Genomic DNA, 14303 nt, shown 5'->3' on the forward strand with positions numbered 1-14303 from the left:
CTTCGGGTCGGGTGGAGGGGCCGATGCTAGCGCCACAGCCAGGCTGCACCGCGCACGCCGGAGGAATCTCCGTGCACCGCGCGCCGCACCGGCGTGACGACCGCGTCGCTGAACACATGCGGGCCCCAGCGCCGCGGCAGCGCGTCGTACAGCGCGTCCACGTTGCTCATGCCGCCGCCCAGCACGACCACGTCGGGGTCGATCACGTTGACCACCCGCGCCAGCGCCCGGGCCAGGCGCTCCGCGTAGCGGTCGAGCGATTCGGCGCAGGCAGCGTCGCCCGCGGCCGCGGCCTGCACGATCTGTGGCGCGCTCAGCGCACCGCCGTGGCGCCGCGCATGGTCGGCGGCGAAGGACGGGCCGGACAGCAGCGCCTCGTTGCAGGCCCCGCGCCCGCACCAGCACGGCCGCGGCGCGGGCTCGTCGTCGAACAGCGGCGCCGGGTTGTGGCCCCACTCGCCGGCGATGCCGTTGGCGCCGGCCCAGACCGTGCCGTCGATCGCGATGCCCGCGCCGACCCCGGTGCCCAGGATCGCGGCGAACACCACCCGGGCCCCGGCGCCCGCGCCGTCGACGGCCTCGCTGACAGCCAGGCAGTTGGCGTCGTTGGCCAGCCGCACCGGCCGGCCGGTGACACGCTCCAGGTCGTCCTGCAACGCCCGCCCGATCAGCACGGTGGAGTTGGCGCCCTTGACCCGGCCGGTGGCGGGCGACACGCAGCCGGGAATGCCCACGCCCACCGGCAGCGCGCCGCTGCCGATCGCGGCCTCGGCGCGCCGCACCAGGCCGGCGATGGCGGCCAGCGTGCCGTCGTAGTCGCCCACCGGCGTGGGCACGCGCTCGCGCAGCAGCACGCGCCCGTCGTCGCGCGCCAGCGCGGCCACCTCGATCTTGGTGCCGCCGAGGTCGATGCCGATCAGGGCCGCGTTCATGCCGCCTCCAGCAGGGCGCGCAGGCCCGCCTCGTCGAGCACCTCGATGCCCAGCTCGCGCGCGCGGTCGAGCTTGCTGCCCGCCTCCTCGCCCGCCACCACGTAGTGCGTCTTCTTCGACACCGAGCCCGCCACCTTGCCGCCCGCGGCCTCGATCAGGGCCTTGGCCTCGTCGCGCGACAGCGTCGGCAGCGTGCCGGTGAGCACGAAGGTGCGGCCGGCCAGCGCACCCGCCGGCGCGCTGGCCGCGCCCTCGTGCTCGTCCCAGGTGACGCCGGCGGCGCGCAGCTGCTCCACGACCTCGCGGTTGTGCGGCTGGTCGAAGAAGGTGCGCACGCTCTGCGCCACCGTCGGGCCCACGTCGGGCACCTCCAGCAGCTGCTCGAGGCTCGCGTCCATCAGCCGGTCGAGCGCGCCGAAGTGGCGCGCCAGGTCGCGCGCGGTGGTCTCGCCCACGTGGCGGATGCCCAGGCCGAACAGGAAGCGCTGCAGCGTGGTGCGCTTGGACGCCTCCAGCGCGGCCACGACGTTGGCCGCGCTGCGGTCGGCCATGCGCTCGAGCTGCGCCAGCGAGGCCACGCCCAGGCGGTACAGGTCGGGCAGCGCGCGGATCACGCCGCCGTCGACGAGCTGGTCCACCAGCTTGTCGCCCAGGCCCTCGATGTCGAGCGCGCGGCGCTGCGCGAAGTGCAGGATCGCCTGCTTGCGCTGCGCCGGGCACGAGATGCCGCCAGAGCAGCGCCAGTCGACCTCGCCCTCCTCGCGCACGATCGCGCTGCCGCACACCGGGCAGCGGCCGCCCAGGCGCCGGTACAGGTCGAAGGGCTCGCCGGCGTCGGCCGGGCGGCGCTCAGCCACCACGCCCACCACCTCGGGGATCACGTCGCCGGCACGGCGCACGATCACCGTGTCGCCGATGCGCACGTCCTTGCGCCGGGCCTCGTCCTCGTTGTGCAGCGTGGCGTTGCTGACCGTGGTGCCGCCGACGAACACCGGCTCCAGCTTGGCCACCGGCGTGAGCTTGCCGGTGCGGCCGACCTGGATGTCGATGTCGCGCAGCAGCGTCATCTGCTCCTGCGCCGGGTACTTGTGCGCCACGGCCCAGCGCGGCTCGCGCGTCTTGAAGCCCAGCTGCTGCTGCAGCGCCCGGTCGTTGACCTTGTAGACCACGCCGTCGATGTCGAACGGCAGCGCGTCGCGCCGCGCGCCGATCGCGGCGTGGAAGGCCACCAGGCCGTCGGCGCCGTCCGCCACCACGCGGTCGGCGCACACCGGCAGGCCCATCGCCGCCAGCGCGTCGAGCAGGCCCGAATGCGTGGGCGGCACGTCCCAGCCCTGCACCTCGCCCAGGCCGTAGGCGAAGAACGACAGCGGCCGCGACGCCGTGACGGCCGGGTCGAGCTGGCGCAGCGCGCCCGCGGCCGTGTTGCGCGGGTTGACGAAGGTCTTCTCGCCGGCGGCGCGCTGCGCGGCGTTGAGCGCCTCGAAGCGGTCGCGCCGCATGTAGACCTCGCCGCGCACCTCGATCACCGGCGCGCTCGCGCCGGCCAGCCGCAGCGGCACCTGGCCGATGGTGCGCACGTTCTGAGTGACGTCTTCGCCGGTCTCGCCGTCGCCGCGCGTGGCGCCCAGCACCAGCACGCCGTGCTCGTAGCGCAGGTTGATCGCCAGCCCGTCGAACTTGAGCTCGGCCGCGTAGGCCACCGGCGGCGCGTCGGGCGCGAGCCCGAGCGCATTGCGCACCCGCTCGTCGAAGCGGCGCGCGCCGTCGGGCGAGGTGTCCGTCTCGGTCTCGATGGACAGCATCGGCACCGCATGGCGCACCGGCCGCAGCCCCGGCAGCACCTGGCCGATGACGCGCTGCGTCGGCGAGTCGGCGGTGCGCAGTTCGGGATGTGCCGCCTCGATCGCCTGCAGCTCGCGGAACAGCCGGTCGTACTCGGCGTCCGGGATCTCGGGCGCGTCGAGCACGTAGTACAGGTGCGCGTGGCGCTGGAGCTGGGCGCGCAGTTCGGCGGCGCGCGGGGCGGCGTCTTGCATGGCCGGCAGTGTAGGCAAGGCTCAGCCCGCGACGCCGGGCGTGGCCATGCGGTAGCGCTCGAACAGGACGCCCTGGTAGGGCTCGGTCACCGCGCCGCGCAGCGTGAAGCCGGCGCGCTCGAAGACCGGCCGGGAAAAGGGCGTGGCCCAGGCTTCGAACGCCCTTGCACCCCGGGCCCGCGCATCGCCCAGCGCGTGGGCCAGCAGGGCCGTGCCCAGGCCGCGGCGCGTGGCGTCGGCCCTGACGTACAGCGAATGCACCTCGCCCACCATGCCGTGCACGGCGACGCCGCAGAAGCCGAGCGGCACGCCCGACGCGTCGTCGGCGATCCAGGTGCGGGCATCGAGCACATAGGCGGCGAAGCGCTGCGCGTCGTCGGTGGAGCGGGCCCAGGCCTGGACCTGCTCGGCCGAATACACCTGCGGCCCGAGCGCCAGCGCGGTGGCGCGGTACAGCGCGGACAGCGCCGCCACGTCGGCCGGGCCGGCCTGCCGGTACGCCGGTTTCACTGGAACAGCCGGCGCGCGGCCGGCGAGCCGGCAGCCATGTCGCGCGAGGCCAGCGCCAGGTACAGGCGGCTCAGCTCGGCGGCGATGGTGGTGTAGTGCTGCAGCGTGATCGGCCGGCCGTCGTCGTCGACCGCCTGCGCGTCCATCTCGTCGGCCAGGGCGCGGATGGCCTGCTGCCAGGCGGCGAAGGGCTCGGCCGACTCCGGCGACTGGCCCACGTCGAGCGACAGCGTGACCCGCCGCACGGCCGACTGCTGCGGTTCGTCCGACAGCGCCGCCTGTGCGTCGAACGACAGCACCAGCACCGGCGGCGCGCCCTCCTCCGGTGACGGCAGCACCATCCGGCCGGGCAGGTTGCCGGGCACGAAGCCATGGCGCTCGGCGCACTGGCGCACGTAGCCGACGCTCCAGGCCACCGAATCGGCCTGCAGGTGCACCAGCAGGTTGGCGTCGTGGTCGCTGGCGAACGCGTCGAGCTCGCGTGCGCGGGCCACCACGTCGAGCATGTCGGGGAAGTCCGGCACCGCGCCGATGGCGTCGGCGAAGGTCTGGATCTTCTGCACGAACTCCGAGTACTCGATCTCGTTGAGCGCGCCGCTGCGATTGGCCAGCTGCACGCCGGCCTGCAACTCGCCATAGCGGGCACCGGCACGCGGCGCCTCCCACTGGCCGGTCTCGGTGTCGAGCCCTTCCACGTGCAGCGGCTTGCCGCCGGCACGGCGCGACGGCGGCAGGTGCGCCAGCACGGTGTCGCCGGTGACCGGCGACTCCAGCGCCAGCGTGGCCAGGGCGTCGATCAGCGGGTCCAGCCGCGCGGTCGCGCGGCGCGGCGCGGGTGTGGCGAGCACCGGTTCGGCACCGGTGGCCGGCAGGTCGCCCAGCGTGGGCTCGACGCGCTCGCGCTGCGGGCCGGGCTCCGGCTGCACCGGGCCGGCCGCCCGGCGCGGTGCCGCCCGGCGCGCGCTCCACCAGCCATGCAGCGCCAACGCACCCAGCACGGCCAGGGCAGCCAGCACGAGGGCGGTGGTGAGGTTCATCGGGCGTCAGTCGAGCAGCAGGCTCATCTGGAGGCCATCGTAGTACACGCCGTCGAAGCGCATGCCGCGCGGCATCACGGCCTCCTGCGCGAAGCCGACGCGCCGGTACAGCGCGATGGCGCGCGCGTTGTCGGCGCGCACGTGCAGCTCGATGCGCGTCAGGCCCTTGGCACGCGCCTTGTCGAGGCAGGCGCGCAGCAGCCGCTCGCCGACGCCCCGGCCGCGCGCCTCGGGCAGCAGGCCCATGCCGACGCGGCCGATGTGGCGCACCGCGTCGGCCCAGTCGGGAAAGATGTCGCACCAGCCCACCACGCGGTCACCGTCGAGCGCCACGAACTGGATCGCGTCGCCGGCCACGCTGTCGCGCACGAAGCCCTCGACGCGCGCCAGCGGCAGCGCCTGGGTCTGCGCGAGGTAGCGCTTCTCGCGCGCCACCACGTCGAGGCAGGCATGGAAGCCGGCCGCGTGCTCCAGGGCGATCGGCCGGACCTCGATCGCCACGGCGCGTCAGGCCGCCTGGGCCATGGTGACCGCGGCGTCCATGTCCACCGCCACGATGCGCGAGACGCCCTGCTCCTGCATGGTCACGCCGATGAGCTGCTGCGCCATCTCCATCGCGATCTTGTTGTGGCTGATGAACAGGAACTGCGTGGCCTGGCTCATCTCGGTAACCAGCTTGGCGTAGCGCTCGGTGTTGGCGTCGTCCAGCGGCGCGTCCACCTCGTCGAGCAGGCAGAACGGCGCCGGGTTGAGCTGGAAGATCGCGAACACCAGCGCGATCGCGGTCAGCGCCTTCTCGCCGCCGGACAGCAGGTGGATCGTGCTGTTCTTCTTGCCGGGCGGCTGGGCCATCACCTGCACGCCGGCGTCGAGGATCTCGTCGCCGGTCATCACCAGCTTCGCGGTGCCGCCGCCGAACAGCGTGGGGAACATGCGGCCGAACTGCTCGTTGACCTGGTTGAAGGTCTGCGCCAGCAGGTCGCGCGTCTCGCCGTCGATGGTCTTGATGGCGGCTTCCAGCGTGGCCATCGCCTCGCGCAGGTCGGCGTCCTGCGCGTCGAGGAACTGCTTGCGCTCGCGCGATGTGGTCAGCTCCTCCAGCGCGGCCAGGTTCACCGCGCCCAGCGCCTCCACCTCGCGGTGGAGGCGGTCGATCTCGCCCTGCAGGCCGGCCAGGCGCACGCCGCCGGACTCGATGCCCTGCGCCAGCACGGCCAGGTCCACCGCCGCGGCGACGAGCTGTTCCATGTACTGGGCCCCGCCCAGCGACGCCGCCTGCTCCTCGAGCTGCAGCTTGGTGATCTTTTCGCGCAGCGGATCGAGGCCGCGCTCCAGGCCCATGCGCTGCTCGTCGAAGGCGCGCAGCCGCGCCGACAGGTCGTCGTACAGGCTGCGCTGGGCGGCCAGGGCCTGCTCGCGCTCGAGCTTGAGCGCCAGCGCCGTCTGCAGGCCGGCCTGCGCCGCCGCATCGTCCAGCGACGCCAGCTCCGTGCGCGCCTGTTCCGCCGCCTGCACGTTGGCGGCGACCTGCTGCGTCGCGGTCTCGATGGCGCGCTGCAGCTCGCCGCGGCGCGCCGCCAGCGTGCGCGACTGGAACTGCGCCTCCTGGGCGCGCCGCTCCAGCGCACGGCCCTGCTCGCGCGCGTCGGCGAGCTTGCGCTCGGCGGCGATCACGGCCTCGTCGAGCTCGGCATGGCGCTCCTGCGTCGTGGCCAGCTGCATGTCCAGCTCCTCGAAGCGCGCCTCGCCGGTGGCGCGCCGCTCGGCGAGGGCCTCGAGCTGGGCATCGATCTCGGCCAGTTCCTCGTCGAGCTGGCTGCTGCGCGCGCTGGCGGCTTCCGCCTGCTGCGACAGGCGCAGCAGTTCCACATGCAGGCCGTGGGCGCGGGTCTGCGCCTCGGCAGCCTCGCGGCGCAGGCTGGCCAGCTTGAGCGACGCCTCGGTGTAGGCCGCCTCGCAGCGCACCAGCGCCGAGCGCGCCTCCTCGCTGATCAGGGCCTGGGCGCGCTGCTGGCGCTCGAGGTTCTCGATCTCCTGCGCGCGCGCCAGCAGGCCGGCGCGCTCGTCGTCGGGCGCGTAGAAGGCCACGGCGTACTGCGACACCGCATGGCCCTCGCGGGTCATGATCACCTCGCCGTGGGTGAGCTTGCCGCGGTGCGCCAGGGCCTCGTCGAAGCTGGCCGCGGTGTACACGCCCTCGAGCCAGTCGCCCAGCAGGGCCTTCAGGCCGGCGTCGCCCAGGCGCAGCAGGTCGGCCAGGCGCGGCAGGGTCTGGTGCGTGCTGGCGCTGCCGGCCGGCGGCCGCGTGTAGAAGGCCAGCTTGGCCGGCGGCGCGTCGTCGGCGAAGGCGCGCACGGTCTCGACGCGGCCGACTTCCAGCGCATTGAGGCGTTCGCGCAGCGCCGATTCCAGTGCGGTCTCCCAGCCGGCCTCGATGTGCACCTGGGTCCACAGGCCCTGCAGCGAGTCCAGCCCGTGGCGCACCAGCCAGGGCTTGAGCTTGCCTTCGGTCTGCACCTTGGCCTGCAGCGCACGCAGCGCTTCCAGTCGGGCACTCAGGTCGGACTGCCGTGCCGACTCGCGGTTGGCGGCCTCCTGCAGGCCGCGCCGCTGCTCGTCGAGCGCGGGCACCTCCTCGGTCAGCTGCGCAAGACGCGCCTCGGCCTCGTCCTTGGCGGCGTCGGCGGCGGCGGTGCGAGTCTTCAGCTCGGCCAGGCGCGCCGTGTCGGGGGCGGACAGGCCCTGGCGCTCGGCGGCCAGGCGCTCGCGGCGCGACTTCAGGCTGCGCGACTGCTCGTCGACGTTGCGGCTGTCGGCGGCCAGCAGCTGGATCTGCTGCTGCACCTCGGCCACCTTGACGCGCTGCTCGTTGCTGCGCGACTGCGCGCCGCGCAGCGCGTCCTCGAACGCGGGCAGCTGGCCGGCGTGGTCCTCGGCCTGGGCCGCCAGCGTGGCGGCGTCCTCGTCGGCGGCGGCGATCTGGCCGGCGATGGCCTCCACCTCGGCGGCGGCCTCGGCGCTGCGCTGCTGCCACATCGCGTCCTGCGCCGCCAGCTCGGCGATGCGCTGCTCCACGCGCTGGCGGCTGTCCACCACGTAGCGGATGCGCTCTTCGAGCCGGCTGGCTTCCATGGCCGCCTCGGCGAGCGATCCCTGCGCCGCGTGCAGCGCGTCGCCGGCCTCGTAGTGGGTCTGGCGCACGGTCTCCAGGTCGGACTCGACGTGGCGCAGCTGGGCGATGCGCTCTTCCAGCGCCACCTGCGCGTCGGCCACCGCCTTCTTGACCCGCTCCTCTTCCTTGGCCGCGTCGCGGTGCTTCAGGAACCACAGCTGGTGCAGCTTGAGCGTGCCCTCGTCCTGCAGCGCGCGGTACTGCTGCGCCACCACGGCCTGCTGCTCGAGCTTGTCGAGGTTGGTGCCCAGCTCGCGCAGGATGTCCTCCACGCGGGTCAGGTTCTCGCGCGTGTCCTTGAGCCGGTTCTCGGTCTCGCGGCGGCGCTCCTTGTACTTGGACACGCCCGCGGCTTCCTCGAGGAACATGCGCAGTTCCTCGGGCTTGCTCTCGATGATGCGGCTGATCGTGCCCTGGCCGATGATCGCGTAGGCTCGCGGCCCGAGGCCGGTGCCCAGGAACACGTCCTGCACGTCGCGCCGGCGCACCGGCTGGTTGTTGATGTAGTAGCTGCTGGTGCCGTCGCGCGTGAGCACGCGCTTGACGGCGATCTCGCTGAACTGGTTCCACTGGCCGCCGGCGCGCGCCGCGGTGTTGTCGAACACCAGTTCGACGCTGGCGCGTCCGGCCGGCTTGCGCTGGCCCGAGCCGTTGAAGATCACGTCCTGCATCGACTCGCCGCGCAGCTCGCTGGCCTTGCTCTCGCCAAGCACCCAGCGCACCGCATCGATGATGTTGGACTTGCCGCAGCCGTTGGGGCCCACCACACCGACGAGCTGACCCGGCAGCTGGAACGTCGTGGGCTCGGCGAAGGACTTGAAGCCCGAAAGCTTGATCGAGGTGAGGCGCATCGCAAAACGGCCGTCGGCGGGCTCTGAAACGCGCAACGCCGACGGAGCGCGTCGGCGTTGCCAAGTGTTTGATTTGTATGGAAAAACCCGCCAGTTTCGAGGCTGCCGGGTCGAAACCATGATAGCACCGGCCCCCCGGGCGTCGTCCGCCCCCACGCCGCCGCCCCGGCCGTGCAATACGCCCGCGTCCGGCGCAGGGGCCCAGCCCACAATTTGGCCAACTTCAGACCGGTTCCATGCCCGTCATCGCGATCGTCAACCCCAAGGGTGGCAGCGGCAAGAGCACGCTGGCCACGCACCTGGCCGGCCATGCGGCCAGCCTCGGGCTGCCCGTGATGCTGGGCGACGTGGACCGGCAGAAGTCCACCCTCATCTGGCTCAAGCGCCGCGCGATGGAGCCGCTGGCGCGCGACCGGCCGATCGTGAGCTGGGTGGTGGACCCGCAGCGCACGCTGCGGCCGCCGGCCGGCGTCACCCATGTCGTGCTGGACACCCCGGGCGGCCTGCACGGACACGAGCTGGCGCGGGTGGTGATGAGCGCCGACGCGATCCTGATGCCGGTGTGCGAGTCCGCCTTCGACCGCGACGCCGCCGCCCAGTGCTGGGCCGAACTGGCCGCGCACCCGCGCGTGGCCAGCGGCCGCTGCCGCGTGGCGGTGGTGGGCATGCGCATCGACGCCCGCACCCGCGGCGAGACCACGCTGCGCGCCTGGGCCGACGTGATCGGCGCGCCCTTCCTGGGCGTGCTGCGCGACACCCAGAACTACGTGCGCTGCGTTGAGCGCGGTCTGACCATCTTCGACGTGCCCGCCTCCAAGGTGCAGGCCGACCGCGACCAGTGGCAGCCCCTGCTGGACTGGCTCGACCCGCTGTGGGCCAGCCAGGAACTGGGCACGCCGTCGCAGGCCGGCGCGCTGGAGCAGCCCGAGCCGCCGCCCGCGGCCGAGGTGCGGCGCGTGGTGCGGTCGCCCGGACCGGCGCGTCCGGTGCTCGAGGACCTGGCCGCCGCGCTGCGGCCCGCGGCGGCGCGCCCGCGCACCGAGCCGCGGCGCTGGTTCGGCGCCGCCTGGTGGCCCTGGGCCCGGGCCTGACCCGCCCGCGGGCGGCACAATCCGCCCCATGGCCAAGATCAAAGTCGGCACGCGGGCCCGCCCCGCGACGCCCCCCTCCGCCCCCAGCCGCACGCTCGACGTGTTCCCCAACCCGGCGCCCGAGCGCGACTACGTCATCCGCTTCGAGGTGCCCGAGTTCACCTGCCTGTGCCCGCTGACGGGCCAGCCGGACTTCGCCCACTTCACCATCGAATACATCGCCGACGCGCACTGCGTCGAGACGAAGAGCCTGAAGCAGTACTTCTGGAGCTTCCGCAACGAGGGCGCCTTCCACGAGAAGGTCACCAACGCGATCCTGTCCGACCTGGTGGCCGCGATGAAGCCGCGCTTCGCCCGCATCCATGCCGACTGGTTCGTGCGCGGCGGCATCCGCACCTACGTCACCGCCGAGCATCGCGCCAAGGGCTGGAAGCCCGCGCCGCGGGTCGACCTGCCGCGCGCCGAGTGAGCCGGTTCGAGATCCCGGAGATCACCACCGGGCGCCTGCTGCTGCGGGCATTCCGCGAGGACGACCTCGATGCCTTCGCGGCGATGAGCGCCGACCCCGAGGTGATGCGCTACATCGGCAGCGGCGACACGGTGGACCGCAACACCGCGTGGCGCACGATGGCCGGCTTCAACGGCCACTGGGCGCTGCGCGGTATCGGCATGTGGGCGGTGCAGCGGCAGGAGGACGGCAGCTTCATCGGCCGCGTCGGCCTGCATCACCCGCCATACTGGCCCGCGCTGGAATGCGGCTGGGTGCTGGCACGCGCGGCCTGGGGCCGCGGCTATGCGCGCGAGGCGGCCGCGGCGGCCCTGGCCCACGCGCGCAGGCAGCGCCCGGGCGAACGCCTGACGAGCTTCATCCAGCACGGCAACGAGCGCTCGGTGCGCGTGGCGCTGGCGCTCGGCGCGACGCGCAGCGCCGACGCCGACCTGCTGGGCACACCGGTCGAGGTCTACGAGCATGACAACCCCGCCCGCGGTTGAACGACGGCCGTACCAGAAGTACGCCGTCGACGTGCGCCCGAGCGCGATCGACGGGCACGGCGTGTTCGCGGCCGAGCCGATACCCGCGCTGGTCAAGATCGGCGAGATCCGCGGCGAGGCGATCAGCGTGGAGGACGCGCGCATCCGCGCCACGCGGCACGAGCGGATCATGATCGTGGAGCTGTCGCGCCGCCGCGCGATCGACTTCTCGCGCTCGACCGACCCGATGCGCTTCACGAACCACAGCTGCCGGCCGAACGCGCGGCTGTCGATCGAGAACGGCCGGGTCGAGTTCTTCTCGCTGCGCGTGGTGGCGCCCGGCGAGGAACTGACGGTGGACTACGGCCAGACCCACCACGACGGCAAGCTGGCCTGCCGCTGCGGCGCCGAGGGCTGCCGCGGCGCGCTCTGACGGCGCCGCCCGCACGGCCCCCTCGCCTATCATCGTCCGCATGAATCCGCTGCTGGGGCGATTGCACCCCTACCCCTTCGAGCGCCTGCGCCAGCTCACGGCCGGCGTCGTGCCGTCGCCGGCCCACCGGCCGATTTCGCTGGGCATCGGCGAGCCCAAGCACCCCACGCCGCCACTGATCGAGGACGCGCTCCTGGCCTCGCTCAAGGGCCTGTCGGTCTACCCCGCCACGGCGGGCGAGCCGGCGCTGCGCGAGGCCTGTGCCGCCTGGGTGCAGCGCCGCTACGGCGTCGCGCTGGACCCGGCCACCCAGGTGCTGCCGGTGAACGGCTCGCGCGAGGCGCTGTTCGCGCTGGCGCAGACGGTGGTGGACGCCACGCGCCCCGGCGCCACCGTGCTGAGCCCCAATCCGTTCTATCAGATCTACGAAGGCGCGGCCCTGCTCGCGGGCGCCACCACGGCGTTCGCCAACAGCGACCCGGCACGCAACTTCGCGCCCGACTGGTCGGCCATCGACGAGGCCACCTGGGCCCGCACCCAGCTGGTGTACGTGTGCTCGCCGGGCAACCCGACCGGCGCGGTGATGCCGCTGGAGGAGTGGCGCACGCTGTTCGAACTGTCCGACCGCCACGGCTTCGTGATCGCCAGCGACGAGTGCTACTCGGAGATCTGGTTCCGCGACGCGGCGCCGCTGGGCGGGCTGCAGGCCGCGCGGGCGCTCGGTCGCGACGACTACCGGCGCCTCGTGGTGCTGACCAGCCTGTCCAAGCGCAGCAACGTGCCGGGCATGCGCTCGGGCTTCGTCGCCGGCGACGCGGCGATCCTCAGGAGCTTCCTGCTCTACCGCACCTACCACGGCAGCGCGATGAGCCCGGTGGTGCAGGCCGCCAGCATCGCGGCGTGGAACGACGAGGCGCACGTGGTGGCCAACCGCGAGCTGTACCGGCGCAAGTTCGAGCGCGTCACGCCGATGCTGGCCGGCGTGCTGGACGTGGCCCTGCCCGACGCCGGCTTCTACCTCTGGGCCGGCGTGCCGCGGCAGGTGCTCGGTGGCGACGACGTCGAGTACGCGCGGCAGCTGCTCGCTCAATACAATGTCGCGGTCCTGCCCGGCAGCCTGCTCGCCCGCGAGGCCCACGGTATCAACCCAGGCGCCGGTCGCATCCGCATGGCGCTGGTGGCCGGCGTCGACGAGTGCGTCGAAGCCGCCGAGCGCATCGTCGCCTTCACCCGGAACCTCAGCCAATGAACTACACCGACCTGCAAGCCACCATCGACGTCGCGTGGGAACACCGCGCCAAGCTCGACCCGACGAATGCCCCCGAGCTCAAGGCCGCGGTCGAGGAGACCATCGGCGAGCTCAACGCCGGCCGCCTGCGCGTGGCCGAGCGCCAGGGCGTGGGCCAGTGGACGGTGAACCAGTGGGTCAAGAAGGCCGTGCTGCTGTCGTTCCGGCTCACCGACAACCAGCCGATGCGCGCCGGCGACCTGGGCTTCTACGACAAGGTGCCGACCAAGTTCGCGCACCTCGACGAGGCCCAGCTGCGCGAGGCCGGCGTGCGCGTGGTGCCGCCGGCGGTGGCGCGGCGCGGCAGCTTCATCGCGCGCGGCGCGGTGCTGATGCCCAGCTACGTCAACATCGGCGCCTACGTCGGCGAGAACTCGATGGTCGACACCTGGGCCACCGTCGGCTCGTGCGCCCAGATCGGCAAGAACGTGCACCTGTCCGGCGGCGTGGGCATCGGCGGCGTGCTCGAGCCCCTGCAGGCCAACCCGACCGTCATCGAGGACAACTGCTTCATCGGCGCGCGCTCCGAGATCGTCGAGGGCGTGATCGTCGAGGAGAACTCGGTCATCTCGATGGGCGTGTTCATCGGCCAGAGCACCAAGATCTACGACCGTGCCACGGGCGAAGTGATCTATGGCCGCGTGCCCGCCGGGTCGGTCGTGGTTTCCGGTAATTTGCCCGCCGCCGACGGCAGCCACTCGTTGTACTGTGCCGTGATCGTCAAGAAGGTCGACGCGGGCACGCGCGCCAAGACGAGCATCAACGAACTTCTGAGGGCCTGAGGATGAGCAACGGCGGCGGGAACATGGAGCGCGTGCTCCGCCTGATGGCGGAGAAGAACGCGTCGGACGTGTACCTGTCGGCCAACACGCCCATCCTCATCAAGATCAACGGCCAGATCCTGCAGCTGTCGGACCAGCCGCTGTCGCACACCCAGCCGCGCCAGCTGCTGGCCGAGCTGCTGACGCCGCAGCAGCTCGAGGAGCTGGACGACACCGGCGAGCTCAACGTCGGAGTGGGCATCGCCAAGATCGGCAGCTTCCGGCTGTCGGCCTTCCGCCAGCGCGGCTCGATCGCAGCCGTGTTCCGCTGCATCCCGTTCGTGATCCCGTCGCTGGACACGCTGGGCGTGCCCAAGATCCTGGGCGACCTGGTGCTGGAGAAGCGCGGCCTGATCCTGATGGTGGGCGCCACCGGCACCGGCAAGAGCACCACGCTGGCGGCGATGCTGGAGCACCGCAACCAGCTGATGACGGGCCACATCCTCACCATCGAGGACCCGATCGAGTTCCTGTTCACCAACAAGAAGTCGGTGGTCAACCAGCGCGAGGTCGGGCGCGACACGAACAGCCTGCAGATCGCGCTGAAGAACGCGCTGCGCCAGGCGCCGGACTGCATCCTGATCGGCGAGATCCGAGACCGCGAGACGATGACCTCGGCGATCTCGTATTCGCTGTCGGGCCACCTGGTGCTGGCCACGATGCACGCCAACAACAGCTACCACGCGCTGGGCCGGATCCTGTCGTTCTACACGCCGGAATCGCGCCCCGCCCTGCTGTCGGACCTGGCCTCGGGCCTGCGCGCCATCGTGTCGCAGCGCCTGGTGCGCTCGGCCAGCGGCGGGCGCCGGCCGGCGGCCGAGGTGCTGCTCAACACCAAGCTGGTGGCCGAGCTGATCGAGCAGAGCGACCTGTCGGGCGTGAAGGAGGCGATGGAGAAGTCGCTGGCCGAAGGCTCGCAGACCTTCGAGGAGGACCTCGCCCGCCTGATCACCGAAGGCTCGATCACGCGCGAGGAGGGCCTGGCCTTCGCCGATTCGCCGACCAACCTGCTGTGGCGCCTGCAGAACGAGACCTCCCCGGTCTCGCGCCAGCCGCCCAAACCCGAGGAGCCGGACCCGGCGAGCTTCTCCGAGATCATCCTCGACGTGCGGCCCGAGGAAACCAAGCTCCAGACCAACTTCGGTCGCCTGGTGTGA

General features: G+C 72.7%; 13 protein-coding genes. 7 read left to right on the forward strand and 6 right to left on the reverse strand.

The genetic code is table 11. From position 1 onward, the window contains the following. Positions 1-26: 26 nt before the first annotated feature. The 6 genes from AC2EAQ_RS04650 to smc are packed head-to-tail and all read right to left on the reverse strand — an operon-like array spanning position 27 to position 8541. A complete protein-coding gene (locus AC2EAQ_RS04650; RefSeq protein WP_484640611.1) occupies positions 27-932 on the reverse strand; it encodes an ROK family protein in 906 nt (301 codons plus the stop codon). After that, the gene (gene ligA, locus AC2EAQ_RS04655) at positions 929-2971 is read right to left on the reverse strand and encodes an NAD-dependent DNA ligase LigA (RefSeq protein ID WP_484640613.1); all 2043 of its coding nucleotides are present in this window, start codon (positions 2969-2971) and stop codon (positions 929-931) included. Before ligA ends, AC2EAQ_RS04650 begins: the two co-directional genes overlap by 4 nt. A gap of 21 nt (positions 2972-2992) precedes the next feature. Further along, entirely contained in the window at positions 2993-3481 is a 489-nt protein-coding gene (locus AC2EAQ_RS04660) for a GNAT family N-acetyltransferase (RefSeq protein WP_484640614.1), read from the reverse strand. After that, a complete protein-coding gene (locus AC2EAQ_RS04665) occupies positions 3478-4518 on the reverse strand; it encodes a cell division protein FtsZ (protein WP_484640615.1) in 1041 nt (346 codons plus the stop codon). The genes AC2EAQ_RS04660 and AC2EAQ_RS04665 overlap by 4 nt, the downstream gene beginning before the upstream one ends. 6 nt (positions 4519-4524) lie before the next feature. Continuing rightward, positions 4525-5019, reverse strand: coding sequence for a GNAT family N-acetyltransferase (locus AC2EAQ_RS04670; protein WP_484640617.1), 495 nt, complete (start codon positions 5017-5019; stop codon positions 4525-4527). Between the two features lie 6 nt (positions 5020-5025). After that, positions 5026-8541 carry a chromosome segregation protein SMC gene (gene smc, locus AC2EAQ_RS04675; RefSeq protein WP_484640619.1) on the reverse strand — a complete coding sequence of 1172 codons (3516 nt, stop codon included), beginning with the start codon at positions 8539-8541 and terminating at the stop codon, positions 5026-5028. Positions 8542-8777: 236 nt separating this feature from the next. On the opposite strand from smc, the gene AC2EAQ_RS04680 reads away from it, so the two are divergent. The 7 genes from AC2EAQ_RS04680 to AC2EAQ_RS04710 are packed head-to-tail and all read left to right on the forward strand — an operon-like array spanning position 8778 to position 14303. Then, positions 8778-9632 carry a nucleotide-binding protein gene (locus AC2EAQ_RS04680; RefSeq protein WP_484640620.1) on the forward strand — a complete coding sequence of 285 codons (855 nt, stop codon included), beginning with the start codon at positions 8778-8780 and terminating at the stop codon, positions 9630-9632. 28 nt (positions 9633-9660) lie between these two features. Further along, positions 9661-10101 (forward strand): preQ(1) synthase, encoded by a 441-nt coding sequence (queF, locus tag AC2EAQ_RS04685; RefSeq protein ID WP_484640621.1) that lies wholly within the window; start codon positions 9661-9663, stop codon positions 10099-10101. After that, positions 10098-10625, forward strand: coding sequence for a GNAT family N-acetyltransferase (locus AC2EAQ_RS04690; protein ID WP_484640622.1), 528 nt, complete (start codon positions 10098-10100; stop codon positions 10623-10625). Before queF ends, AC2EAQ_RS04690 begins: the two co-directional genes overlap by 4 nt. Beyond that, a complete protein-coding gene (locus AC2EAQ_RS04695; protein ID WP_484640623.1) occupies positions 10603-11037 on the forward strand; it encodes an SET domain-containing protein in 435 nt (144 codons plus the stop codon). The genes AC2EAQ_RS04690 and AC2EAQ_RS04695 overlap by 23 nt, the downstream gene beginning before the upstream one ends. Positions 11038-11077: 40 nt before the next feature. Next, entirely contained in the window at positions 11078-12286 is a 1209-nt protein-coding gene (gene dapC, locus AC2EAQ_RS04700) for a succinyldiaminopimelate transaminase (RefSeq protein ID WP_484640624.1), read from the forward strand. Beyond that, positions 12283-13107, forward strand: a complete 825-nt coding sequence (gene dapD / locus AC2EAQ_RS04705; protein ID WP_484640625.1) for a 2,3,4,5-tetrahydropyridine-2,6-dicarboxylate N-succinyltransferase — start codon at positions 12283-12285, stop codon at positions 13105-13107. Before dapC ends, dapD begins: the two co-directional genes overlap by 4 nt. A 23-nt stretch (positions 13108-13130) precedes the next feature. Then, a complete protein-coding gene (locus tag AC2EAQ_RS04710) occupies positions 13131-14303 on the forward strand; it encodes a PilT/PilU family type 4a pilus ATPase (protein ID WP_484640626.1) in 1173 nt (390 codons plus the stop codon).

The sequence above is a fragment of the Aquabacterium sp. T101 genome, from assembly GCF_057219775.1.